Origin of the sequence: Enterobacter pseudoroggenkampii (assembly GCF_026420145.1) — a bacterium.
GTDB classification, from domain to species: Bacteria; Pseudomonadota; Gammaproteobacteria; order Enterobacterales; family Enterobacteriaceae; genus Enterobacter; species Enterobacter pseudoroggenkampii.
This window is the reverse complement of sequence record NZ_JAPMLV010000001.1, coordinates 485,237-508,012: the sequence shown is the minus strand read 5'-3', so window position 1 is coordinate 508,012 and position 22,776 is coordinate 485,237. Positions and strand designations below refer to the sequence as shown.

Genomic DNA, 22,776 nt, shown 5'->3' with positions numbered 1-22,776 from the left:
AAGCCCGGCTTTACGACCGGGCTTCCAGATTACTGCGGGTTAGCAGGTTTACGCGGGCGGCGTCGACGCTGCCCTTCCCCTGCCGGTTTCCCTTCGCCGCTGCGCCACGGGTTTTCACCCGCCGGTTTGCTGTCGTTGTTGCGACGCGGCGGTTTGCCGGATGATTTCGGTGCGCCGCCTTCGGCACGACGCGGCTGCTGACCGCGACCGCCGCCACCCTGGCCACGTCCACCACCGCCCTGACGACCGTTCTGAATCGGCTCGGCTTTGATCGACGGATCCACTTCGTAGCCCGGGGTTTCGATGCGCGGGATCTCTTTCTTCAGCAGACGTTCGATGTCACGCAACAGCTTGTGCTCGTCCACGCAGACCAGCGAAAGCGCTTCACCGGTTGCCGCCGCACGGCCGGTACGGCCGATACGGTGAACGTAGTCTTCCGGCACGTTTGGCAGCTCGTAGTTCACCACGTGCGGCAGCTCTTCAATGTCGAGGCCACGGGCGGCGATGTCGGTCGCCACCAGCACGCGGATGTCGCCAGATTTGAAGTCCGCCAGCGCACGGGTACGCGCGCCCTGGCTCTTGTTACCGTGAATGGCGGCGCTGCGGATGCCGTCTTTATTCAGCTGTTCCGCCAGGTGGTTGGCGCCGTGCTTGGTGCGGGTAAAGACCAGCACCTGCTGCCAGTTCCCCTGACCGATCATCTGGGAGAGCAGTTCGCGCTTGCGCTTTTTATCAACAAAGTGAACGTGCTGGGTCACCTGCTCAGAGGCGGTGTTGCGACGCGCCACTTCCACTTCCAGCGGGTTATGCAGCAGCTTTTCCGCCAGCGCCTTGATCTCGTCGGAGAAGGTCGCGGAGAAGAGCAGGTTCTGACGACGCGGCGGCAGCTTGGCCAGCACGCGGCGAATATCGTGAATAAAGCCCATGTCGAGCATGCGGTCGGCTTCGTCCAGCACCAGAATTTCAATGCTATCGAGCTTCACCGCGTTCTGGTGTTCCAGATCCAGCAGACGACCCGGCGTTGCCACCAGCACGTCCACGCCGCCGCGCAGCTTCATCATCTGCGGGTTGATGCTGACGCCGCCGAACACCACCAGCGAGCGAATGTTGAGATAGCGGCTATAGTCACGCACGTTCTCGCCAATCTGCGCCGCCAGCTCGCGAGTTGGGGTGAGGATCAGCGCTCGAACCGGACGGCGGCCTTTGGCGTGCGGCTGGTTTTTTACCAGCAGCTCTAACAGCGGCAGCGTAAAGCCCGCGGTTTTACCGGTGCCGGTCTGGGCGCTGGCCATCAGGTCACGGCCCTGAAGAACGGCAGGAATAGCCTGCTGCTGGATTGGGGTTGGCTCAACGTAGCCCTGCTCTGCGATCGCGCGCAGAATTTCCGGGTTCAGGCCAAGGGAATCAAAAGACATAAAAACTCCGAACCGCCCCGACCATCACAGGTGTAGTTTTCAGGGAGATATAACAATTAGGAGGACAAAAACCACAATGTCGCGAAGGGGCGGAGTGTAGCAGCTTTTGTGACGTGGCGCATAAAATATCCCTCCGCGTTCCCTCGACGTAAGCGTGAATCAGGCATAATCTTAATCAATCGATTGATTAATTTTTAATGCCGCCATGAATACAACACCCACAACAACCAAAGGTGAACAGGCCAAAAACCAGCTTATTGCCGCCGCGCTGGCGCAGTTTGGTGAGTATGGGCTGCATGCGACCACGCGCGATATCGCCGCGCTGGCCGGGCAAAACATTGCGGCGATTACCTACTATTTTGGCTCGAAAGAGGATTTATATCTCGCCTGCGCCGAGTGGATTGCCGATTTTATCGGCACGCAGTTTCACCCTCACGTCGAGGAGGCCACCGCGCTGCTCAGCCAGCCGTCGCCCGATCGCGAGGTCATCCGCCAGCTGATCCTCAATGCCTGCCACAACATGATCCGCGTGCTGACCCACGACGATACGCTCAACCTGAGCAAGTTTATCTCCCGCGAGCAGCTCTCCCCCACTGCCGCCTATCAGCGGGTACACGATCGGGTCATTGCCCCGATGCATACCCACCTGACCCGGCTGATCGCCGCCTATACCGGGCGGGATGCCAACGATACCGCGACAATTTTGCATACCCACGCCCTGCTGGGTGAAATCCTTGCCTTCCGTCTGGGCCGGGAAACCATCCTGTTACGCACCGGGTGGACACAATTTGATGAGGATAAAGCCGCGCAGATCGGTGAGGTGATCGCCTGTCATCTCGATCTGATCCTGCAAGGCTTAACGCAAAGGAGCCTGAAGTCATGAAAAAACCTGTCGCCATCATTCTGGTGGTTGTTGTTTTGCTTGCCGCCGGAGTCGGTGGATGGCTGTGGTACCAGAGCCATCAGGATAAAGGCCTGACGCTGTACGGTAACGTGGATATTCGCACGGTGAACATGAGCTTCCGCGTCGGCGGACGTCTCGCCGCGCTGAGCGTTGACGAAGGCGATGCCATTAAAACCGGGCAGACGCTGGGGATGCTGGACAAAGCGCCCTATGAAAATGCGCTGCTGCAGGCCAAGGCGGGCGTGTCCGTCGCCCAGGCACAATATGACCTGATGCTGGCAGGCTATCGCGACGAAGAGATCGCCCAGGCCGCCGCCGCCGTTAAACAGGCGCAGGCCGCCTATGACTACGCGCAGAATTTCTACGCCCGTCAGCAGGGGCTGTGGAAAAGCCGCACCATTTCCGCTAACGATCTGGAAAATGCGCGTTCGTCCCGCGACCAGGCGCAGGCAACGCTGAAATCCGCGCAGGATAAATTAAGCCAATACCACACCGGTAACCGCCCGCAGGATATCGCCCAGGCGAAAGCCAGCCTTGAACAGGCGCAGGCGCAGCTGGCCCAGGCGGAGCTGGATCTGCACGACACCACGCTCATCGCACCGTCTGACGGCACGCTGATGACCCGCGCCGTGGAGCCGGGCAGCATGCTCAGCGCGGGCAGCACCGTGTTAACCCTCTCCCTGACCCGCCCGGTCTGGGTACGCGCCTACATTGATGAGCCCAACCTCGGCCAGATGCAGCCGGGCCGCGAGCTGCTGCTCTATACCGACGGTCGCCCGGACAAGCCGTATCACGGCAAGGTGGGCTTTGTCTCCCCTACCGCCGAATTCACACCGAAAACAGTAGAAACGCCGGACCTGCGTACCGACCTGGTGTATCGCCTGCGCATCATCGTGACTGATGCGGATGACGCCCTGCGCCAGGGCATGCCCGTCACCGTAAAAGTGAACAGCGGGGAACGACATGAATGATACGGTTATCCAGCTCAACAATCTGGTCAAACGCTTCGCAGGGATGGACAAACCGGCGGTCGCGCCGCTGAACTGCACCATCCAGAAAGGCTATGTCACCGGCCTGGTCGGCCCGGACGGTGCGGGAAAGACCACGCTGATGCGCATGCTGGCGGGGTTGCTGAAGCCGGATAAAGGATCGGCCAGCGTGCTGGGCCTTGACCCGATAAAAGATGACGGCGCGCTCCACGCCATGCTCGGCTATATGCCGCAGAAGTTTGGCCTGTATGAAGACCTGACGGTGATGGAAAACCTGAACCTGTACGCCGACCTGCGCAGCGTTACCGGCGAAGCCCGACAGAAGACCTTCGCCCGCCTGCTGGAATTTACCTCCCTCGGCCCGTTCACCGACCGGCTGGCGGGCAAGCTTTCCGGTGGGATGAAGCAGAAGCTGGGTCTGGCCTGCACGCTGGTGGGCGAGCCAAAAGTGCTGCTGCTGGACGAGCCCGGCGTGGGCGTCGACCCGATATCGCGCCGCGAGCTGTGGCAGATGGTGCACGAGCTGGCGGGCGACGGGATGCTGATCCTCTGGAGCACCTCCTACCTCGATGAAGCGGAACAGTGCCGGGACGTGCTGCTGATGAACGAAGGCGAACTGCTTTATCAGGGCGAGCCGACGACGCTGACGCAGAGCATGGCCGGGCGCAGCTTCCTGCTGCACAGCCCGCAGGCGTCCAACCGCTCGCTGCTACAGCGGGTGCTCAAGCTGCCACAGGTCAGCGACGGAATGATTCAGGGCCGCTCGGTGAGGGTAATCCTCAAAAAAGAGGCCACCGTCGACGATATTCGCCATGCGCCCGGCATGCCTGAGATCGACATGGAAGAGACGGCGCCGCGCTTCGAAGATGCGTTTATCGACCTGCTGGGCGGCGCGGGGACGTCCGAGTCGCCGCTTGGCGCAATCCTGCACACGGTGGACGGCACGCCGGGCGAAACGGTGATCGAAGCCAAATCCCTCACCAAAAAGTTCGGGGATTTCGCCGCCACCGATAACGTCAATTTCGCGGTAAAACGCGGCGAGATTTTTGGCCTGCTTGGACCGAACGGCGCGGGAAAATCGACCACCTTTAAGATGATGTGCGGCCTGCTGGTGCCGACGTCCGGCAAAGCGCTGGTGCTGGATATGGATCTGAAGGTCAGCTCCGGCAAGGCGCGCCAGCATCTGGGCTATATGGCGCAGAAGTTCTCGCTGTATGGCAACCTGACGGTCGAGCAGAATCTGCGCTTTTTCTCTGGCGTGTACGGCCTGCGCGGACGGGCGCAGAACGAGAAGATCCGCCGCATGAGCGACGCCTTCGGGTTAACGACGATTGCTTCCCACGCCACCGACGAACTGCCGCTCGGCTTTAAGCAGCGGCTGGCGCTGGCCTGCTCGCTGATGCACGAGCCGGATATTCTGTTTCTGGATGAGCCGACCTCCGGCGTTGATCCCCTCACCCGCCGCGAGTTCTGGCTGCATATCAACAGCATGGTGGAAAAAGGGGTGACCGTGATGGTGACCACCCACTTCATGGACGAGGCGGAGTACTGCGATCGCATCGGGCTGGTGTATCGCGGCAAGCTGATTGCCCACGGTACACCGGACGACCTGAAAAACCAGGCCGCCGACGAGGAGGTCCCGGACCCGACCATGGAGCAGGCGTTTATCACCCTCATCCACGACTGGGATAAGGAGAATGCCCATGCGCAGTAACGCCCTTTCCTGGCGCCGGGTGCGCGCGCTGTGCGTTAAAGAGACGCGGCAGATCGTGCGCGATCCCAGCAGCTGGCTGATTGCGGTGGTGATCCCCCTGCTGCTGCTGTTTATCTTTGGCTACGGCATTAACCTGGACTCCAGCAAGCTGCGGGTCGGGATTTTGCTGGAGCAGCAGAGCGAGGAGGCGCTGGACTTCACCCACGCCATGACCGGCTCGCCCTACATTGACGCCACCATCAGCGACAGCCGTCAGGAACTGATCCAGAAGATGCAGGCCGGGAAAATTCGCGGTCTGATCGTCATTCCGGTGGATTTTGCCGCCAATATGGCGCGGGCGAATACCGATGCGCCGATCCAGGTGATCACCGACGGCAGCGAGCCGAACACCGCGAACTTCGTGCAGGGCTACGCGGAGGGGATCTGGCAGCTCTGGCAGATGCAGCGGGCGGAAGATCGGGGTGAAGAATTTAAACCACTCATCGACGTGCAGACGCGCTACTGGTTTAACCCCGCCGCCATCAGCCAGCATTTTATTATTCCGGGTGCGGTGACGATTATCATGACGGTCATTGGCGCGATTCTGACCTCGCTGGTGATCGCCCGCGAGTGGGAGCGCGGCACTATGGAGGCGCTGCTTTCAACCGAAGTGACGCGCGTCGAGCTGCTACTGTGCAAGCTTATTCCCTACTACTTCCTCGGCATGCTGGCGATGCTGCTCTGCATGCTGGTGTCCGTCTTTATCCTCGGCGTGCCGTATCGCGGCTCGCTGGTGGTGCTGTTCTTTATCACCAGCCTGTTTTTACTCAGCACGCTGGGGATGGGGCTACTCATCTCCACCATCACCCGCAACCAGTTTAACGCGGCCCAGGTGGCCCTCAACGCCGCCTTTTTGCCGTCGATTATGCTGTCCGGCTTTATCTTCCAGATAGACAGCATGCCTGCCGTGATCCGCGCCGTGACCTACGTGATTCCGGCGCGCTACTTTGTGAGCACGCTGCAGAGCCTGTTCCTGGCAGGGAATATTCCGGTGGTGCTGATCGTCAACACGCTGTTTTTACTGGCGTCTGCGGCGATGTTTATCGGGTTAACGTGGATGAAAACCAAACGGCGGTTAGATTAAGGAGCGCGCATGTTTCACCGTTTATGGACATTAATACGCAAAGAGCTGCAATCCCTGCTGCGCGAGCCGCAAACCCGCGCCATTCTGGTGTTGCCGGTGCTGATCCAGGTTTTACTGTTCCCGTTTGCCGCCACGCTGGAGGTGACCAACGCCACCATCGCCATTTACAACGAAGACAACGGCAAACACGCTGTTGAGCTGACGCAGCGCTTTGCCCGCGCGAAAGCCTTTACCCACATCCTGCTGCTAAAAAGCCCGCAGGAGATCCAGCCCACTATCGACACGCAAAAAGCGCTGCTGCTGGTACGGTTCCCGGCGGATTTCTCCCGCAATCTGGATACCTTCCAGACCGCGCCGATGCAGCTGATCCTCGACGGACGTAACTCCAACAGCGCCCAGATAGCGGCCAACTATCTGCAGCAGGTGGTGAAGGATTACCAGCAGGAGCTGATGGACGGCAAACCGAAGCCTAACAACAGCGAACTGGTGGTGCGCAACTGGTACAACCCGAATCTGGACTACAAGTGGTTTGTGGTGCCGTCGCTGATCGCCATGATCACCACCATCGGGGTGATGATCGTCACTTCCCTCTCCGTCGCCCGCGAGCGCGAACAGGGCACGCTGGATCAGCTGCTGGTCTCCCCGCTTGCTACCTGGCAGATTTTCGTCGGCAAAGCGGTTCCGGCGCTGATCGTCGCGACCTTCCAGGCCACCATCGTGCTGGGCGTGGGAATATTTGCTTATCAGATCCCGTTCGCCGGTTCGCTGGCACTGTTTTACTTCACGATGGTGATTTACGGGCTGTCGCTGGTGGGGTTCGGGCTGCTGATCTCGGCGCTCTGCTCGACGCAGCAGCAGGCGTTTATCGGGGTATTCGTCTTTATGATGCCCGCGATTTTGCTCTCGGGGTATGTTTCGCCCGTCGAGAATATGCCGGTATGGCTACAGGATCTGACGTGGGTAAATCCGATTCGGCACTTTACGGACATCACCAAACAAATCTATCTGAAGGATGCGAGTCTGGATATTGTCTGGGGAAGTTTGTGGCCGCTACTGGTGATTGCGGCCACGACGGGCTCAGTGGCGTACGCGATGTTTAGACGCAACATTGCGTAGCTTTTTCTCTTTGGTCAGCAATGAGACGACCGCAGGCCCTGCGAGGATAGCCATACCCGCCAGGGCCAGCAGCAGGTTGTTTTGCAGCACGCGTGACAGCAGCCACAGGACGATCATCGCCGCACCAAAATACCAGGTGGTGGTGAGCTCTTCGAGCACATCACCCACCTCGCGCCAGCGTGCTTCATGGTGGCGCTGTAAGAACAGCATCGACAGCACGGTGACGCCGTAAAGGACGCATAGCCCCAGGCCAACATGCACCAGCGTGCCGCTCATCCAGCCCATCACCAGTACGGCCACGACCAGTAAATGCAACATTATCTGCCAGCAACTCAGGCCAGTTGCGACACGAACACGTTGTTGCCACTTCATGGCTTCTCTCCTGAAGGATTTTTCTCTGCTTAATCAGACTACCGCACTTTACGGAAAATTCCGTAACGCCGCATCTTTTTGTGACGCCGACTACACTTTATTTTCATTGGGATAGTCACTCAGGAAGGAGCTTATGACGAAAAAAATGCAGCCTTTCTCGCTTAAAGTGCTGACGATAAACATTCATAAAGGCTTCACAGCATTTAATCGCCGCTTCATTTTACCGGAGCTGCGCGACGCGGTTCGCACCGTCAGCGCGGATATTGTCTGCCTGCAGGAGGTGATGGGCGCACACGAAGTGCATCCGCTTCACTTTGAGAACTGGCCCGACACGCCGCACTATGAATTTCTGGCCGACACCATGTGGAGTGATTACGCCTACGGCCGCAATGCGGTCTATCCGGAAGGGCATCACGGCAACGCGGTGCTGTCCCGTTATCCCATAGAACATTACGAAAACCGCGACGTTTCCGTCGGGGAGAGCGAAAAACGCGGCCTGCTATACTGCCGCGTTACCCCGCCCGATCTTGAACTGCCCATCCATGTCGGCTGTGTTCATCTGGGCCTGCGCGAAGCCCATCGTCAGGCGCAGCTGAAAATGCTGGCCGAATGGGCCAACGCGCTTCCCGAAGGTGAACCGGTGGTAGTGGCTGGCGATTTCAACGACTGGCGACAGCGGGCAAACCATCCGTTAAAGGTAGAGGCCGGACTGGAGGAAATTTTCACCCGGGCGAACGGCAGGCCTGCGCGCACCTTTCCGGTCCGTTTCCCGCTGCTGCGGCTTGACCGCATCTACGTAAAAAATGCCCATGCCAGCAGCCCGACCGCCCTGGCGCTCCTCAACTGGCGGCATCTTTCCGACCATGCCCCGCTCAGCGCGGAGATCCACCTATGAAATGTTCCTGGCAGGAAGGCAACCGGATCACGCTGCTGGTCAACGGGGACGAGTATTACCCGGCCGTGTTTAAGGCGATTGATCACGCTCAGCAGAAGGTGATCCTCGAAACCTTTATCTGGTTCGAAGACAACGTTGGCAAGCAGCTGCACAGCGTGCTGCTGCGCGCCGCCCAGCGCGGGGTGAAAATTGAAGTGCTGCTGGATGGCTACGGCTCGCCGGACCTCAGCGATGCATTCGTCAATGAACTGACCGCCGCGGGGGTGGTGTTCCGCTACTACGATCCCGGCCCTCGCCTGTTCGGTATGCGTACCAACCTTTTCCGCCGGATGCATCGCAAAATTGTGGTGGTGGATGAGACGGTGGCGTTTGTCGGCGGCATTAACTACTCCGCTGAGCATATGTCCGACTACGGCCCGGAAGCGAAGCAGGATTACGCGATTCGCATTGAAGGCCCGGTGGTGCAGGACATCTTGCTGTTTGAGCTGGAGAACCTGCCGGGGAAAGAGGCCGTTCGCCGCTGGTGGAAACGCCGTCATCGCCCGGAAGAGAATCGGAAGCCCGGCGAAGCGCAGGCGCTTTTCGTCTGGCGCGACAACGGCGAGCACCGGGACGATATTGAACGTCATTATCTCAAGATGCTGGCCAACGCGAAGCGTGAAGTGATCATCGCTAACGCCTACTTTTTCCCGGGCTATCGTCTGCTGCATGCCATGCGCAATGCCGCCCGACGCGGCGTGCGCGTGAAGCTGATTGTGCAGGGCGAGCCGGACATGCCGATCGTCAAAGTCGGGGCACGGCTGCTGTATAACTATCTGGTGAAGGGCGGCGTCCAGATCTACGAATATCGCCGCCGACCGCTGCACGGCAAAGTCGCGCTGATGGACGATCACTGGGCCACCGTGGGCTCCAGCAACCTCGATCCGCTGAGCTTATCGCTCAACCTTGAAGCCAACCTGATCATTCACGATCGCCAGTTTAATCAGACCTTGCGGGATAACCTGCAGGCGTTGATCGTTAACGACTGCGTGCGCGTGGATGAGTCCATGGTTCCCAAACGCACCTGGTGGAACCTGGGCATCAGCGTGGTGGTGTTCCACTTTCTGCGGCATTTCCCGGCGATGGTCGGCTGGCTGCCGGCGCATACGCCGAAGCTGGCGCAGGTGGACCCGCCGGTACAACCCGAAATGGAAACCCAGGACCGCATAGAAGCGGAAGACGGAGGCAAACCCTGATGTCGAAATCGCATCCACGCTGGCGGCTGGCAAAAAAGATCCTCACCTGGCTGTTTTTTATTGCGGTCGCGGTTCTGCTGGTGGTCTACGCGCAGAAAGTTGACTGGGAAGAGGTGTGGAAGGTCATCCGCAACTATAACCGGATGGTGCTGCTGGGCGCTGTGGGGCTGGTTATCGTGAGCTACCTGATGTACGGCTGCTATGACCTGCTGGGCCGCGCTTACTGCGGCCACAAGCTGGCCAAACGTCAGGTAATGCTGGTGTCGTTTATCTGCTACGCCTTTAACCTGACGCTGAGTACCTGGGTCGGCGGCATTGGCATGCGCTATCGCCTTTATTCGCGCCTTGGCCTGCCGGGCGGAACCATCACGCGCATTTTCTCGTTAAGCATCACCACTAACTGGCTGGGCTATATTCTGCTCGGCGGGGTGATCTTCACCATCGGCGTGGTGCAGTTGCCCGCGCACTGGTATATCGATGAGGCTACGCTGCGCATTCTGGGCATCGTACTGCTGCTGATTATCGCCGTTTATCTCTGGGCCTGCGCCTTTGCCAGACGCCGTCATATGACCATTAAAGGGCAAAAGCTGGTCCTGCCCTCGTGGAAGTTTGCGGTGCTGCAGATGGCGGTTTCCAGCGCTAACTGGATGGCGATGGGAGCCATCATCTGGCTGCTGATTGGCGAGGACGTAAACTACTTCTTCGTGCTGGGCGTGCTGCTGGTGAGCAGTATTGCGGGCGTGATTGTGCATATTCCGGCGGGGATCGGCGTGCTGGAGGCGGTGTTTATTGCCCTGCTGGCCGGGGAGCATGTTTCTCAGGGAACGATTATCGCCGCCCTGCTGGCGTACCGCATGCTGTATTACTTCCTGCCGCTGGCGCTGGCAACGATCTGCTATCTGGTGCTGGAAAGTCGGGCGAAAAAGCTGCGGGCGAAGAATGAGAGGATGCTAGCGAAGTGAATAAGTCGGGTGGCGGCTTCGCCTTACCCGACCTACGGTTCGCGCTTCGTAGGCCGGGTAAGGCGAAGCCGCCACCCGGCAAAGCAACCTTAACGACGGTTGCCGAAAATACGCAGCAGCATCAGGAACAGGTTGATGAAGTCCAGATACAGCGTCAGGGCGCCCAGGATCGCGTATTTGCGCAGGTTCGAGCTGTCGCGCACGTCAATCTGCTCGCCGATGTTTTTCAGCTTCTGGGTGTCATACGCCGTCAATCCAACGAAGATCACCACCCCGATGTAGGTCACGGCCCACATCAGCGCTTCGCTCTTCAGCCACAGGTTCACCAGCGACGCCAGCACAATCCCGATCAGCCCCATAAACAGCATGCTGCCGAAGCCGCTCAGATCGCGCTTCGTGGTGTAACCGTACAGGCTCATCGCGCCAAACATCCCGCCGGTGACCACAAAAGTGCTGGCGATGGAGGAGTAGGTGTAGACGATGAAAATACTGGAGAGCGTCAGCCCGGTCAGCGCCGAATAGAGCATAAACAGCGTGGTCGCCATTCCGGCACTCAGCTTTTGCACCAGACCCGAAAGCACAAACACCAGCGCCAGCTGCGCGATAATCAGCCCAAAGAAGGTGATCTTACTGGAGAAGATAAACATCATCAGCTCCGGCGTGTTCGCCGCATACCACGCGATAAACGCGGTAAGCAGCAGGCCAACCGTCATCCAGCCGTACACCTGAGCCATATACGTCTGCAGGCCGCTACGGGTCTGCTGTACTATTGAATCGGAACGCGGAAATCGGTCCATGATTCACTCCTGATTAAGTTTAAGTAGACACACACGTTAAGATTAACACATCCGCGTAAACCGACTACCAACGGCTGGCGGCTTGTTTATCGCTGTCGCGAGATTCTACCCAGCGGTCACCCTCCGGCGTGGCTTCGCGCTTCCAGAACGGCGCCCTGGTTTTGAGGTAATCCATAATGAACTCCCCGGCGGCAAACGCGCTGCCGCGGTGCGCGCTGGTCACCCCGACGAAGACAATCTCCTCGCCGGGCCACATCTCGCCGATGCGGTGAATCACCGTGACGCGGCCGAGCGGCCAGCGGCCCCGCGCCTCGCCAACAATCTCCGCCAGCGACTTCTCCGTCATGCCGGGATAATGCTCCAGCGTCAGCGCCTTCACGCTGTCGCCGAGGTTGTGGTTGCGCACTTTGCCAGTGAAGGTGACAACTGCGCCGTCTTCATCGCGTTCCGCCAGCCAGCTGTATTCGGTCCCCACGTTAAAACGCCCGGGGCTCACCAGAATTCGGGTTTCAGCCATCTTAGCCCCCCGTTACCGGCGGGAAGAAGGCCACTTCATCCCCTTCGGCCAGCGGGTGGGTGAATTCCACCAGCGTCTGGTTAACGGCGGCCAGCAGCTTGCCTTCGTCCAGCGCCAGCGCCCAGCGGTCGCTTTGTGCCGCCAGATGCGCGCGCAGGGCAGCAACGTTTTCAAAAGACGCATCCAGCGTCAGGCTGTCGGTATTCACCAGCTCGCGCACCTGCGCAAAAAAGAGCACCTTAATCATGACTGTCCACCTTAAAATCTCCGGATTTGCCGCCGCTTTTTGCCAGCAGGCGAACCGGGCCAATCACCATATCTTTCTGCACCGCTTTGCACATGTCGTAGATGGTCAGCGCGGCAACGGAGGCCGCCGTCAGCGCTTCCATCTCCACGCCGGTTTTGCCGGTTAAGCGGCAGAGTGACTCAATGCGCACCCGGCTCTGCTCCGGCTGGGCCTGCAGGTTCACCTCCACCTTGCTCAGCATCAGCGGATGGCACAGCGGGATGAGATCCCAGGTGCGCTTGGCGGCCTGAATCCCCGCGATGCGCGCGGTGGCAAAGACATCGCCCTTGTGATGGCTGCCGTCGATAATCATCGCCAGCGTCTCCGGCAGCATGGTGACGAACGCTTCGGCGCGCGCCTCGCGCACCGTTTCCGCTTTGGCGGAGACGTCCACCATATGCGCTTCGCCTGCGGCGTTAATGTGGGTCAGTTGTGACATAGCTTATTTCTTTAAATGGGGATGGAAATTACACGGACGGGTACGGGCATCCAGCTGCGGGGCGATGATGTTTTCCCACGCGGTGCGGCAGGCTTTGGTCGAGCCCGGCATGGCGAAAATCAGGGTTTTGTTAGCCACCCCGGCAACGGCGCGCGACTGCAGCGTGGAGGTACCAATCTCTTCAAAGGAGAGCATGCGGAACACCTCGCCGAAGCCTTCCACCTCGCGGTCGAACAGCGGGATAAGCGCTTCGGGGGCCTGATCGCCTGCGGTAAAGCCGGTGCCGCCGGTGATCAGCACCACCTGCACCTCATCGCTGGCGATCCACTGAGAGACCTGCGCGCGAATGGCGTAGCGGTTCTCCTTCACGATCGCTTTATCAACAATGTGATGCCCCGCGTCATGGGCCGCCTCGCGCAGCCAGTGGCCGGAGGTATCATCCTCTTCGCCACGGCGATCGGAAACGGTAAGGATAGCAATGCGTGTCGGGATAAATTCTGCGCTTACCTGACTCATTTTCTGTTTCCTTCTTAAGCCTGATTACCCGCCGATGTAGGACAGGTTCTGAGTAATGCCGGTATTGCCCTGATGCAGGAAGTGGGTCTGTTTTTTATGCGTCAGCGCTTCAGAAATGCGTGCTTCAAGCGCGTCCTGCTGCGCATCGTCTTCCAGCAGATCGCGAAGGTCTACGCCGCCGTCACCAAACAGGCAAAGATGGAGCTTGCCCACGGAGGAGACGCGCAGGCGGTTGCAGCTGGCGCAGAAATCTTTCTCGTAAGGCATGATAAGCCCGATCTCGCCTTCGTAATCCGGGTGGCAGAAGACCTGCGCCGGGCCGTCGCTGCGCTGGCGGATCTGATGGAGCCAGCCGCGTTTTAGCAGCTCGTCGCGCAGCACCATGCCGGAGATGTGATGGCGGCGGAACAGCTCGCTACCCTCGCCGGTTTCCATCAGCTCAATAAAACGCAGCTGAATGGGGCGGGATTTAATCCACGCCAGGAAGGTATCAAGCTGGTGATGGTTTACATCACGCATCAGCACCGTGTTGACTTTGACTTTTTCGAAGCCGGCCGCAAATGCCGCATCGATACCGTCCATGACCTGCTGGAATTTATCCTGGCCGGTAATGGCGTGGAACTGGCGGGCGTCCAGGCTATCGACGCTGACGTTGATCGCCGTCAGCCCCGCATTGCGCCAGGTCGCCACGTCGCGCGCCATGCGGTAACCGTTGGTGGTCACCGCAATCTGGCGGATACGTTCGTTTTCACGTACGGCGGCAATGATGTCGGGGAAATCGCGGCGCAGCGAGGGTTCACCGCCGGTAAGGCGCACTTTTTCGGTGCCGAGCTCAGAGAAGGCGCGCGTAACGCGGCGCACTTCATCCACGGAGAGAAAGCCGTTATTGGTGATGCTGCCCGGTTTGTAGCCATCGGGCAGGCAGTAGGTGCAACGGAAGTTGCACACATCGGTAATCGACAGACGTAAGTAATAAAACTTACGCGCGAAAGCATCAGTAAGTTGTGAAGCCATGTACACCTTTCCAGATCGGGAGGCACAGTCATTTCTTTCTGTACCCTGGTGGCAAATTCGCCACGGCCAGAGCGCCATATCTTTCGACACAGGCGCAAGGGCTAGAGTGTATGTTTTCAATTTTGAAAACGTGGTTAGGGCGATAGTAGCGCGGAAATTCTGACGGCGCCATTATCGCTTTTCGCTATATAATTAAGTATATAGCGAGTCATTCGTCCATTTTCGCTACAGAATACCTAAAAACCGCATTTTCACATTGATATACGTCATTTTGCATCGGGTGAAGCATCGTCTTTTAGGGGTAGTTAGGTTACTGTTACGCGATCGAACGTAATAAGGAATACGTATGCGCAATCGCACTTTTGCGGATCTTGACCGAGTGGTCGCTCTTGGCGGAGGACACGGCTTAGGCCGGGTTATGTCCTCTTTGTCGTCACTGGGCTCAAGGCTGACAGGGATAGTGACCACCACCGATAACGGCGGCTCAACCGGGCGCATTCGTCGTGCCGAAGGCGGCATTGCCTGGGGAGATATGCGCAACTGCCTGAACCAGTTAATTACCGAGCCGAGCGTCGCGTCGGCGATGTTTGAGTACCGTTTTGGCGGTAATGGCGAACTTTCCGGGCATAACCTCGGAAATCTGATGTTAAAGGCGCTGGATCACCTGAGCGTACGGCCTCTCGAAGCCATCAATCTGATCCGTAATCTGCTCAAAGTGGACGCATTCCTGATCCCCATGTCTGAACAACCGGTTGACTTGATGGCTATCGACGCCGAAGGGCATGAAGTTTACGGCGAGGTGAATATTGACCAGCTCCTTCTGCCGCCAACGGAGTTGATGACCTATCCGAGCGTGCCCGCCACGCGTGAAGCGGTAGAGGCAATCGGGGAAGCGGATCTTATCCTGATCGGTCCAGGCAGTTTTTATACCAGCCTGATGCCCATTCTGCTGGTGAAAGAGCTGGCGCAGGCGCTGCGCCGCACCCCGGCGCCGATGGTTTACATCGGTAATCTGGGACGTGAACTGAGCCCGGCGGCGGCGAGCCTGTCGCTGGCGGACAAGCTTGAATTAATGGAGCATTACGTCGGCAAGAAAATCATTGACGGCGTAGTCGTGGGACCAAAAGTGGATGTGTCAGGGATTGGCGATCGTCTGGTGGTGCAGGAGCCACTGGAGGCCTCAGACATCAAGTATCGCCACGACCGTCACCTGCTGCGCGAGGCGCTGGAGAAGGCGATTCAGGCGCTGGGTTAGGTTCGTTTTTTGCGGCCTGATGCCCTCACCCCGGCCCTCTCCCACGGGGAGAGGGAGAAATACGCTGCTTTAACCTATGATGCCGCGATAAACAGATCCCGCAGTTGATGAAGCTGGTCGCGGATCTGCGCCGCCTCTTCGAACTCAAGGTTCTGCGCGTGCTGCATCATCTGCCCTTCCAGCTCGTGGATTTTCTGCTGCAGCGCTTTCGGCGTCAGCACGACGGTATCTTCTTCCACCACTGAACGCGCCTTGCCGCGGCCTTTCGCTTTGGTTTTGGCAATGTTCTGACCCAGCGCCAGAATATCCACCACCTTCTTGTTCAGACCCTGCGGCGTAATGCCGTGTTCTTCGTTGTAGCGCTGCTGTTTCTCGCGGCGGCGTTCCGTCTCACCAATCGCTTTCGCCATCGACGGGGTAATTTTGTCACCGTACAGAATCGCTTTACCGTTGACGTTACGCGCCGCACGACCGATGGTCTGGATCAGGGAGCGTTCAGAACGCAGGAAGCCCTCTTTGTCCGCATCGAGAATCGCCACCAGCGAGACCTCCGGCATATCGAGACCTTCTCGCAGCAGGTTAATCCCTACCAGCACGTCAAACTCGCCCAGACGCAGGTCGCGGATAATCTCCATGCGCTCCACGGTATCGATATCCGAGTGCAGATAACGCACCTTCTCGCCGTGCTCTTCGAGATACTCGGTCAGGTCTTCCGCCATACGCTTGGTGAGCGTGGTCACCAGCACGCGCTCGTTGATGGCGGAACGGGCGCGGATCTCAGAGAGCAGGTCGTCCACCTGGGTGGCCACCGGACGCACCTCGATAACCGGATCCAACAGCCCGGTCGGACGCACCACCTGGTCAACCACCTCATCGCCCGATTTTTCCAGCTCGTAGTTGCCCGGCGTGGCCGAAACGTAGATGGTTTGCGGCGCGAGCGCCTCAAACTCTTCAAATTTCATCGGACGGTTATCCAGCGCCGACGGCAGGCGGAAGCCGTACTCTACCAGCGTCTCTTTACGCGCCCGGTCGCCGCGGTACATCCCGCCGATCTGCGGGATCGTAACGTGGGATTCGTCGATCACCAGCAAACCGTCTGCCGGAAGGTAGTCAAACAGCGTCGGCGGCGGCTCGCCCGGCCCGCGCCCGGAGAGGAAGCGGGAGTAGTTTTCGATGCCGGAGCAGTAGCCCAGCTCGTTCATCATCTCAAGGTCAAACTGGGTGCGCTGGCTCAGGCGCTGCTCCTCCAGCAGCTTATTGTTGGCCAGCAGCACCTTACGGCGCTCGGCCAGCTCCACTTTGATCTCTTCCATCGCCTGCACGATACGCTCGCGCGGCGTCACGTAGTGCGTTTTTGGGTAGATGGTGAAGCGCTGGATCACCGACTCAACGTGTCCGGTCAGCGGGTCGAAGAGCGACAGGCGTTCAACCTCTTCGTCGAACAGCTCGACGCGCAGCGCCATATCGTCCGATTCCGCCGGGAAGATGTCGATCACCTCACCGCGTACGCGGAAGGTGCCGCGCTGGAACGCCTGATCGTTACGGGCATACTGCAGCTCCGCCAGACGACGGACGATGGCGCGCTGGTCGATGATCATCCCCTGCGTCAGGTGCAGCATCATCTTGAGATAGAGATCCGGATCGCCGAGACCGTAGATCGCGGAAACCGATGCGACAACGACCACATCGCGACGCTCCAGAAGCGCCTTAGTGGCCGACAGACGCATCTGCTCGATGTGTTCGTTCACCGAGGCATCTTTCTCAATGAAGGTGTCAGAGCTCGGTACATAGGCTTCAGGCTGGTAGTAATCGTAGTAGGAGACGAAATACTCCACGGCGTTTTCCGGGAAGAACTCTTTCATCTCGCCGTAAAGCTGTGCGGCCAGGGTTTTATTGGGTGCCAGCACCATCGTGGGGCGCTGGAGATCCGCAATCACGTTGGCGATGGTGAACGTTTTACCCGAGCCGGTTACCCCCAGCAGCGTCTGGTGCGCCAGCCCATCTTCCAGCCCTTCTTCCAGACGACGGATCGCCTCAGGCTGATCGCCAGATGGACGGAAAGCAGAATTCAATTTGAACGGTTTACTCATGGGCGACAACCTGATGACGTTATAAGCGGCAGGTGAGTAATTTTACTCCTTGTTGCCAGGAATGCCAGCAAAAAACACTGGATGAAAAACCAGTAGCGTGTCAGGATATTTAGAGTAGCGCCTGAATGATTAGCGCGATAGCGACCAAAATTTGGACTGTGACAATATAAAACACCAGTCAGGTCAGGTTATCCCCAGAACTTTTTCTTTTTTAACATTTGTCAAGCCAGGTAATGATAGTTTTGTGGCAACGAGTGACACTTTCATGACGGGAATTGCTTTTATCTAAGCAATTAAATAATAAACGATATTTTCTAAAGCCGCGTTTCGCGTCAATTTGGGCGTAAGCCGCGTCTTCTCTCGCTTATCGCGTGTTTTCTAACTCTAATGCACATGGTTATCCACAGGAATAGTGGATAACTGCTTCCAGCCCATGCAGACTGGCGCTCGGCAAATTCCCGGATTTTCCCACGAGACGGCGGTAAAAAATTTTTATAGCTATTTTTTGCTGATTAACAGTTGCGTCATTCATAACCAACCGATGCGATCTTGCTCACATTTTCAGCATTTCGGGTTCTGCACCACAACTCAACACCGCCAGCACCGTCGATGTGCAATCCCGTTTTTTCTCGGCCCCTCTCCGATGACTTATTCCTAAAAAAGCCGGTTTTTTAAACGCTTTTCGGTTTCTGGCAGGGGTTTTGCAGATTCAAACCCGAGCCTCACCTACACACATTTTTAAGGAGAGAAAGATGTTGAGTCTGCGTGCTGTGAATCAGTTTTACGGAAGCCAACATACGCTATGGAACGTGAATTTGGATTTTCCGCAAGGGATGTGTACAGGCGTCGTTGGCCTGCCGGGAATGGGGAAAACCACCCTCATGAATTGCATCGCCGGGAGAGTGCCCGTCGAAAGCGGCAGCATCATCTGGCATGAGGCAGGCGCGCCGCCGCGCGATTTGCTTAACCTGCCGCCAGAACAGCGTTCAGGAACGGAGATAGGCTATGTCCCGCAGGACAGGCGGATCTTCTCCCAGTTAACGATTGAGGAGAATCTGCATATCGCCATGCGGGCGATGGGGAAACCCAACCCGGAAGCGAAAAATGATGTTTACGACCTGTTTCCGGCGCTCTACGCATTGCGACAGACCCGCGCCAACACGCTCTCTCCGGACGACCAGTACCAGCTGGCGCTGGCTAATGCGCTGGTGAACCGTCCTCACCTGCTGATCCTCGATGAGCCCCTGCAAGGCGCAGGACACAGCTTCGCCCAGAAGCTGGGGCAGCTGCTGGTGCGCTTAAACCGGGAGTTAGGTATGACGGTGCTGTTAGCGGAGCAGCAGCTGTCGTTTATCCGCCGGGTTGCGGACCGTTTCTGTATGCTCTATCGCGGGCGTAACGTGGCGCAGGGCCACGTTAACGAACTGGATGACGAGCTTATCGCGCACTGGATGTCGCGGGAAGCAAGACGCTGAGATCGAGATAACGCCCGGTTTCGGCATTTTCCGCGCCGTCAGCAAGCCAGGGAATTTCCCCGAGGCACGGGGCGGGAAGAACGCGCCTGAGCGTCGCCAGATAATCCTGGTGTCGTTTCCCCGGCGCAACCACGTCGTTGGCTATCCAGCCCGCCAGACGCAGCCCGGCCTGCCGTATGGCCTGCGCGGTCAGCATGGCGTGATTGATACAGCCCAGCTTAACGCCGACGACCAGAATGACCGGAAGCTGCTCGGCCTGCACCCAGTCAGCAAACGTCTGCGCGTCCGAAAGCGGCGTAAACCAGCCGCCAGCCCCTTCCACCAGCACCCAGTCGGCCTGGCTTTCCAGCGCCCGTAACCCGGCTGAAAGCACGGCGAAATCAATCGGACGACCTTCGTCAGCGCTGATGATGTGCGGCGAGGTCGGCTCGGCAAAGGTGTACGGATTGACCGCTGAATAGGCGAGTTCACGCGTGCTGTTACGCTGGAGCGCCAGCGCGTCGGTGTTGCGTAAGCCATCCGCCGTCATCTCGCTGCCGGAAGCAACGGGCTTATATCCGGCGGTGTTTTTTCCGAGCTTTCGTGCCGCCTGCAGCAGCGCAGAGCTGGCCACCGTTTTGCCCACTTCCGTATCCGTTCCGGTAACAAAATAACGTTCAGTCACGTTCGATAATCCCATGAAAAAGTTGATAAGAGAGCGGGAAATGACCCCGCTGCTGCGGCCAGGCCAGCTCCAGACGCTGCAATTGGCCCCGGGTGAGCGGTTTTTTCTCCCGTCCGGCATGCAGGTGCGTGGCGCCGATGCCCTTCAGCGAGCGCATGGCGCTGAACGCATCGCTAAAATTGAGGGTGATGGTCTGTACCGTGCTGCGATAGCGCCAGCCTGCCAGCGCCTGCGTCACCTGGTCATGCGATAAAAAACGGTTAGCGTGCGGCTGCTCATCCACCGCTTTCCACGCCTGATTCAGCTCCGGCAGCGAACTCTCCAGCAAGGTAGTAAAGGCCACCTTCCCGCCCGGTCGCGCCATGCGATAAAGCTCGCGCAAGGCCTGCGGCAGGCTGCTGCACCACTGGACCGCCAGATGGCTCCAGACCAGATCAAACTGCGCGTCCGCCAGCGGGATCGCCTCGATATCGGCCAGCAGATAGCGATCCGCTGCCTGCCTTTGACGCGCCTCGTCGAGCATCTGCTCTGAGAGGTCGATAGCCGTGACCTGGCTTCCCGTCCCGCGCCAGTAGTGGCTGTTGCTGCCCGGACCACAGCCGGCGTCCAGCACCTGCGGAAAACGGCTCTCGCCAAGCGCGGTCAGAAGCCCCTGCGCGCTCAGACGCTGCAGCTCATCGTGCTGCGAATAGCTCTGCGCGGCGCGACCAAATGCCGCCGCGATGGCCTGCTTATTCACCGGCATCATGGAGCGCCTCCAGCAACGTCTCAATATCCTGTGCTTCATGCGCCGCCGTCAGGGTTAAACGCAGCCGCGCGGTACCTGGCGGGACCGTTGGCGGGCGGATGGCGGTCACCCACATGCCGCACTGGCGCAGCGCCTGTGCCAGCGCCAGCGCGCGGGCATTTTCACCGACAATCACCGGCTGGATAGCGCTCTGCGAATCGGGACTGCGGAAGGGCAGCGCCGCTAGCCCTTGGCGGAAGCGGGCGATATGCTCTGCCAGCCGCTGGCGACGTTCATCCCCTTCTGCGCTGCGGATCACCGCCAGCGATGCAGACAGCGCCACGGCCTGCGCCGGGGGCATGCTGGTGCTATAGATTAGGTGTCGGGCAAACTGCAGCAGATAGTCGGCGACGGATTCGCTGCACAGCACGGCGGCGCCGCTGACGCCAAAACCTTTGCCGAAAGTGACAATCAGCAGCTCCGGCTTCACGTTTTGCTGATACGCGCTCCCGCGCCCTTCGTCGCCCATTACGCCAATGCCGTGGGCATCGTCCACCAGCAGCCAGGCGTTTTGCCGTTTGGCGGTATCGTGCAGCGCGGCAAGCGGCGCGCTGTCGCCGTCCATGCTGAATACCCCTTCCGTGACCGCCAGCTGTTGTCCGTCGCAGGGTTTATCCAGCAGCGCAGCTAGCTGTCCCGCATCGTTATGAGCAAAGCGGCGCAGCTGCGCCGGGCTTAAATGTGCCGCCTCCAGCAGGGAGGCGTGACTTAAGCGGTCGGCGACAATGCGGTCCTCTTTTTCCATCAGGGCCGTAATCACCGCCTGGTTGGCGGCAAAGCCGGAGATAAACAGCAGCGCGCGCGGGTAGCCGAGCCAGTCAGCCAGTTCCTCTTCCAGCGCATGATGCGCTGTGGTGTATCCGCTGACGTGTCCCGAGCCGCCGCTGCCCACGCCAAACCGCTCAGCGCCCTGCTGCCAGGCGCGGATAATGGCCGGATGCTGGCTCAGCCCGAGATAGTCGTTGCTGGAGAAATTACAAAACTGCCGCCCGTCGCGGGTAAGAAAACGGCCCGCGCCGTTTTCCACCACCCTGCGAACGCGAAATGCCTCTGCCGCCCGACGGTCGTCAAGCGCAGAGTTGATACGTGCCTGCCAGGTCATACGGCTGCCGCGTTGTAGAACTGGTCGGTGTCAGCGTTGAAAATCTGCTGCTCCAGCTGCTGCTGTTGCTCGTTATCGCCCGTCAGCACCTCGGTCTGATGCGGGTTAAGCCCCAGCTTGCGGAACAGCTGAACGTCTTTGTCCTCTTCCGGGTTCGGCGTGGTCAGCAGCTTGCAGCCGTAGAAGATAGAGTTGGCTCCGGCCATAAAGCACATGGCCTGGGTCTGCTCGTTCATCTGCTCGCGACCGGCAGAGAGGCGCACGAAAGAGGTCGGCATCATGATGCGCGCCACCGCGATGGTGCGAATAAAATCAAACGCATCCACGTCGTCGTTGTCCGCCAGCGGCGTGCCCTTGACCTTCACCAGCATGTTGATCGGCACGCTTTCCGGCGGGGTCGGCAGGTTCGCCAGCTGCAGCAGCAGGCCCGCACGGTCTTTCACGGTTTCGCCTAAGCCCACGATGCCGCCGGAGCAGACCTTGATCCCCGCGTCACGCACTTTATCCAGCGTATCCAGACGCTCCTGGTAGGTACGCGTGGTGATGATGTTGCCGTAAAACTCCGGCGAGGTGTCGAGGTTGTGGTTGTAATAGTCCAGCCCCGCCGCCGAAAGGCGCTGCGCCTGCTCGTCGTTCAGCGTGCCGAGCGTCATACAGGCCTCTAGGCCCATCTCCTTCACGCCTTTTACCATCTGCTCCAGGTAAGGCATGTCGCGATCGTGCGGGTTCTTCCACGCCGCGCCCATGCAGAAGCGGGTCGAGCCGGCGTTTTTCGCCTTGCGCGCCGAGTCGAGTACCTGCTCCACTTCCATCAGCCGTTCGGATTCCAGGCCGGTTTTGTAGCGCGCGCTCTGCGGGCAATATTTGCAGTCTTCAGGGCAGGCACCGGTTTTGATCGACAGCAGCGTGCTGACCTGAACATGGCGAGGATCGAAGTGCTGACGATGCACCTGTTGGGCTTCGAACATCAGCTCAAGGAAAGGTTTATTGAATAATTCAGTAACTTGCGACATCGTCCAGCGTGCGTGGTGAGCCATGGGGCTTCTCCAAAGGGTTTTGTTAATTTTCGGTTCGGTTTATACTCGTAAACCTAAAACTTTTCAAAATGG

The 22,776-nt window shown here is 58.8% G+C and carries 23 protein-coding genes and 1 riboswitch; of the genes, 10 read left to right on the top strand and 13 right to left on the bottom strand.

The features are described from left to right. Positions 1 to 29 precede the first annotated feature (29 nt). A complete protein-coding gene (gene rhlE, locus OTG14_RS02485; protein WP_032649426.1) occupies positions 30 to 1,415 on the bottom strand; it encodes an ATP-dependent RNA helicase RhlE in 1,386 nt (461 codons plus the stop codon). A 205-nt stretch (positions 1,416 to 1,620) separates the two neighbouring features. Between rhlE and cecR the strand changes: the two genes are divergently transcribed. The 5 genes from cecR to OTG14_RS02460 are packed head-to-tail and all read left to right on the top strand — an operon-like array spanning position 1,621 to position 7,261. Beyond that, positions 1,621 to 2,298, top strand: a complete 678-nt coding sequence (cecR, locus tag OTG14_RS02480) for a transcriptional regulator CecR (protein WP_148769793.1) — start codon at positions 1,621 to 1,623, stop codon at positions 2,296 to 2,298. Beyond that, complete coding sequence (gene hlyD / locus OTG14_RS02475; protein ID WP_024908726.1) at positions 2,295 to 3,290, top strand: secretion protein HlyD; 996 nt, start codon at positions 2,295 to 2,297, stop codon at positions 3,288 to 3,290. The genes cecR and hlyD overlap by 4 nt, the downstream gene beginning before the upstream one ends. Next, entirely contained in the window at positions 3,283 to 5,022 is a 1,740-nt protein-coding gene (locus OTG14_RS02470; protein WP_267214526.1) for an ATP-binding cassette domain-containing protein, read from the top strand. Before hlyD ends, OTG14_RS02470 begins: the two co-directional genes overlap by 8 nt. Further along, a complete protein-coding gene (locus OTG14_RS02465) occupies positions 5,012 to 6,145 on the top strand; it encodes an ABC transporter permease (protein WP_267214525.1) in 1,134 nt (377 codons plus the stop codon). Before OTG14_RS02470 ends, OTG14_RS02465 begins: the two co-directional genes overlap by 11 nt. A 9-nt stretch (positions 6,146 to 6,154) precedes the next feature. Then, the gene (locus OTG14_RS02460) at positions 6,155 to 7,261 is read left to right on the top strand and encodes an ABC transporter permease (RefSeq protein WP_267214524.1); all 1,107 of its coding nucleotides are present in this window, start codon (positions 6,155 to 6,157) and stop codon (positions 7,259 to 7,261) included. Here OTG14_RS02460 and OTG14_RS02455 read toward each other — a convergent pair. Continuing rightward, positions 7,223 to 7,633, bottom strand: coding sequence for a YbhQ family protein (locus OTG14_RS02455; RefSeq protein WP_032649440.1), 411 nt, complete (start codon positions 7,631 to 7,633; stop codon positions 7,223 to 7,225). The genes OTG14_RS02460 and OTG14_RS02455 overlap by 39 nt on opposite strands. A 133-nt stretch (positions 7,634 to 7,766) precedes the next feature. Between OTG14_RS02455 and OTG14_RS02450 the strand changes: the two genes are divergently transcribed. The 3 genes from OTG14_RS02450 to OTG14_RS02440 are packed head-to-tail and all read left to right on the top strand — an operon-like array spanning position 7,767 to position 10,725. Further along, positions 7,767 to 8,528 carry an endonuclease/exonuclease/phosphatase family protein gene (locus OTG14_RS02450; RefSeq protein WP_048991525.1) on the top strand — a complete coding sequence of 254 codons (762 nt, stop codon included), beginning with the start codon at positions 7,767 to 7,769 and terminating at the stop codon, positions 8,526 to 8,528. Beyond that, complete coding sequence (clsB, locus tag OTG14_RS02445) at positions 8,525 to 9,763, top strand: cardiolipin synthase ClsB (RefSeq protein WP_048991526.1); 1,239 nt, start codon at positions 8,525 to 8,527, stop codon at positions 9,761 to 9,763. The genes OTG14_RS02450 and clsB overlap by 4 nt, the downstream gene beginning before the upstream one ends. Then, positions 9,763 to 10,725, top strand: a complete 963-nt coding sequence (locus OTG14_RS02440) for a lysylphosphatidylglycerol synthase domain-containing protein (RefSeq protein WP_048991527.1) — start codon at positions 9,763 to 9,765, stop codon at positions 10,723 to 10,725. Before clsB ends, OTG14_RS02440 begins: the two co-directional genes overlap by 1 nt. 89 nt (positions 10,726 to 10,814) lie before the next feature. Here the strand turns inward: OTG14_RS02440 and OTG14_RS02435 are convergent, their stop codons facing one another. From OTG14_RS02435 to moaA, 6 genes are all read right to left on the bottom strand, one after another. After that, a complete protein-coding gene (locus OTG14_RS02435; protein WP_024908758.1) occupies positions 10,815 to 11,522 on the bottom strand; it encodes a Bax inhibitor-1/YccA family protein in 708 nt (235 codons plus the stop codon). A gap of 64 nt (positions 11,523 to 11,586) precedes the next feature. Further along, positions 11,587 to 12,039, bottom strand: coding sequence for a molybdopterin synthase catalytic subunit MoaE (moaE, locus tag OTG14_RS02430; protein ID WP_148769799.1), 453 nt, complete (start codon positions 12,037 to 12,039; stop codon positions 11,587 to 11,589). Position 12,040: 1 nt separating this feature from the next. Further along, a complete protein-coding gene (moaD, locus tag OTG14_RS02425) occupies positions 12,041 to 12,286 on the bottom strand; it encodes a molybdopterin synthase sulfur carrier subunit (RefSeq protein WP_032649449.1) in 246 nt (81 codons plus the stop codon). Further along, the gene (gene moaC, locus OTG14_RS02420) at positions 12,279 to 12,764 is read right to left on the bottom strand and encodes a cyclic pyranopterin monophosphate synthase MoaC (protein ID WP_023292962.1); all 486 of its coding nucleotides are present in this window, start codon (positions 12,762 to 12,764) and stop codon (positions 12,279 to 12,281) included. Before moaC ends, moaD begins: the two co-directional genes overlap by 8 nt. A 3-nt stretch (positions 12,765 to 12,767) precedes the next feature. Then, positions 12,768 to 13,280 (bottom strand): molybdenum cofactor biosynthesis protein B, encoded by a 513-nt coding sequence (gene moaB, locus OTG14_RS02415; RefSeq protein ID WP_024908761.1) that lies wholly within the window; start codon positions 13,278 to 13,280, stop codon positions 12,768 to 12,770. Between the two features lie 24 nt (positions 13,281 to 13,304). Further along, a complete protein-coding gene (gene moaA / locus OTG14_RS02410; protein ID WP_048992089.1) occupies positions 13,305 to 14,294 on the bottom strand; it encodes a GTP 3',8-cyclase MoaA in 990 nt (329 codons plus the stop codon). Further along, positions 14,282 to 14,415, bottom strand: a riboswitch (molybdenum cofactor riboswitch). Its footprint overlaps the gene before it by 13 nt. Positions 14,416 to 14,640: 225 nt before the next feature. Here moaA and yvcK point away from each other — a divergent pair. Further along, on the top strand, positions 14,641 to 15,549 hold the full coding sequence (yvcK, locus tag OTG14_RS02405) for a uridine diphosphate-N-acetylglucosamine-binding protein YvcK (RefSeq protein ID WP_048992088.1): 909 nt from the start codon (positions 14,641 to 14,643) through the stop codon (positions 15,547 to 15,549). 74 nt (positions 15,550 to 15,623) lie between these two features. On the opposite strand, the gene uvrB is transcribed toward yvcK, so the two are convergent. Continuing rightward, positions 15,624 to 17,639 carry an excinuclease ABC subunit UvrB gene (gene uvrB / locus OTG14_RS02400; RefSeq protein WP_024908763.1) on the bottom strand — a complete coding sequence of 672 codons (2,016 nt, stop codon included), beginning with the start codon at positions 17,637 to 17,639 and terminating at the stop codon, positions 15,624 to 15,626. A gap of 752 nt (positions 17,640 to 18,391) precedes the next feature. On the opposite strand from uvrB, the gene OTG14_RS02395 reads away from it, so the two are divergent. Then, positions 18,392 to 19,114 carry an ABC transporter ATP-binding protein gene (locus OTG14_RS02395; RefSeq protein ID WP_048992974.1) on the top strand — a complete coding sequence of 241 codons (723 nt, stop codon included), beginning with the start codon at positions 18,392 to 18,394 and terminating at the stop codon, positions 19,112 to 19,114. Here the strand turns inward: OTG14_RS02395 and bioD are convergent. From bioD to bioB, 4 genes are read right to left on the bottom strand one after another with little or no spacing between them, the layout of a single operon-like run. Further along, positions 19,077 to 19,778 (bottom strand): dethiobiotin synthase, encoded by a 702-nt coding sequence (gene bioD, locus OTG14_RS02390; RefSeq protein ID WP_267214523.1) that lies wholly within the window; start codon positions 19,776 to 19,778, stop codon positions 19,077 to 19,079. The genes OTG14_RS02395 and bioD overlap by 38 nt on opposite strands. Further along, on the bottom strand, positions 19,771 to 20,526 hold the full coding sequence (gene bioC, locus OTG14_RS02385; protein ID WP_267214522.1) for a malonyl-ACP O-methyltransferase BioC: 756 nt from the start codon (positions 20,524 to 20,526) through the stop codon (positions 19,771 to 19,773). Before bioC ends, bioD begins: the two co-directional genes overlap by 8 nt. Further along, a complete protein-coding gene (bioF, locus tag OTG14_RS02380) occupies positions 20,510 to 21,667 on the bottom strand; it encodes an 8-amino-7-oxononanoate synthase (protein ID WP_267214521.1) in 1,158 nt (385 codons plus the stop codon). The genes bioC and bioF overlap by 17 nt, the downstream gene beginning before the upstream one ends. Continuing rightward, positions 21,664 to 22,704, bottom strand: a complete 1,041-nt coding sequence (bioB, locus tag OTG14_RS02375) for a biotin synthase BioB (protein ID WP_032641628.1) — start codon at positions 22,702 to 22,704, stop codon at positions 21,664 to 21,666. Before bioB ends, bioF begins: the two co-directional genes overlap by 4 nt. Between the last annotated feature and the right edge of the window lie 72 nt (positions 22,705 to 22,776).

Bases quoted from the DNA above. Each gene is read 5' to 3' on its own strand.
- rhlE (WP_032649426.1), bottom strand. From the start codon at position 1,415: ATGTCTTTTGATTCCCTTGGCCTGAACCCGGAAATTCTGCGCGCGATC.
- cecR (WP_148769793.1), top strand. From the start codon at position 1,621: ATGAATACAACACCCACAACAACCAAAGGTGAACAGGCCAAAAACCAG.
- hlyD (WP_024908726.1), top strand. From the start codon at position 2,295: ATGAAAAAACCTGTCGCCATCATTCTGGTGGTTGTTGTTTTGCTTGCC.
- OTG14_RS02470 (WP_267214526.1), top strand. From the start codon at position 3,283: ATGAATGATACGGTTATCCAGCTCAACAATCTGGTCAAACGCTTCGCA.
- OTG14_RS02465 (WP_267214525.1), top strand. From the start codon at position 5,012: ATGCGCAGTAACGCCCTTTCCTGGCGCCGGGTGCGCGCGCTGTGCGTT.
- OTG14_RS02460 (WP_267214524.1), top strand. From the start codon at position 6,155: ATGTTTCACCGTTTATGGACATTAATACGCAAAGAGCTGCAATCCCTG.
- OTG14_RS02455 (WP_032649440.1), bottom strand. From the start codon at position 7,633: ATGAAGTGGCAACAACGTGTTCGTGTCGCAACTGGCCTGAGTTGCTGG.
- OTG14_RS02450 (WP_048991525.1), top strand. From the start codon at position 7,767: ATGACGAAAAAAATGCAGCCTTTCTCGCTTAAAGTGCTGACGATAAAC.
- clsB (WP_048991526.1), top strand. From the start codon at position 8,525: ATGAAATGTTCCTGGCAGGAAGGCAACCGGATCACGCTGCTGGTCAAC.
- OTG14_RS02440 (WP_048991527.1), top strand. From the start codon at position 9,763: ATGTCGAAATCGCATCCACGCTGGCGGCTGGCAAAAAAGATCCTCACC.
- OTG14_RS02435 (WP_024908758.1), bottom strand. From the start codon at position 11,522: ATGGACCGATTTCCGCGTTCCGATTCAATAGTACAGCAGACCCGTAGC.
- moaE (WP_148769799.1), bottom strand. From the start codon at position 12,039: ATGGCTGAAACCCGAATTCTGGTGAGCCCCGGGCGTTTTAACGTGGGG.
- moaD (WP_032649449.1), bottom strand. From the start codon at position 12,286: ATGATTAAGGTGCTCTTTTTTGCGCAGGTGCGCGAGCTGGTGAATACC.
- moaC (WP_023292962.1), bottom strand. From the start codon at position 12,764: ATGTCACAACTGACCCACATTAACGCCGCAGGCGAAGCGCATATGGTG.
- moaB (WP_024908761.1), bottom strand. From the start codon at position 13,280: ATGAGTCAGGTAAGCGCAGAATTTATCCCGACACGCATTGCTATCCTT.
- moaA (WP_048992089.1), bottom strand. From the start codon at position 14,294: ATGGCTTCACAACTTACTGATGCTTTCGCGCGTAAGTTTTATTACTTA.
- yvcK (WP_048992088.1), top strand. From the start codon at position 14,641: ATGCGCAATCGCACTTTTGCGGATCTTGACCGAGTGGTCGCTCTTGGC.
- uvrB (WP_024908763.1), bottom strand. From the start codon at position 17,639: ATGAGTAAACCGTTCAAATTGAATTCTGCTTTCCGTCCATCTGGCGAT.
- OTG14_RS02395 (WP_048992974.1), top strand. From the start codon at position 18,392: ATGTTGAGTCTGCGTGCTGTGAATCAGTTTTACGGAAGCCAACATACG.
- bioC (WP_267214522.1), bottom strand. From the start codon at position 20,526: ATGATGCCGGTGAATAAGCAGGCCATCGCGGCGGCATTTGGTCGCGCC.
- bioF (WP_267214521.1), bottom strand. From the start codon at position 21,667: ATGACCTGGCAGGCACGTATCAACTCTGCGCTTGACGACCGTCGGGCG.
- bioB (WP_032641628.1), bottom strand. From the start codon at position 22,704: ATGGCTCACCACGCACGCTGGACGATGTCGCAAGTTACTGAATTATTC.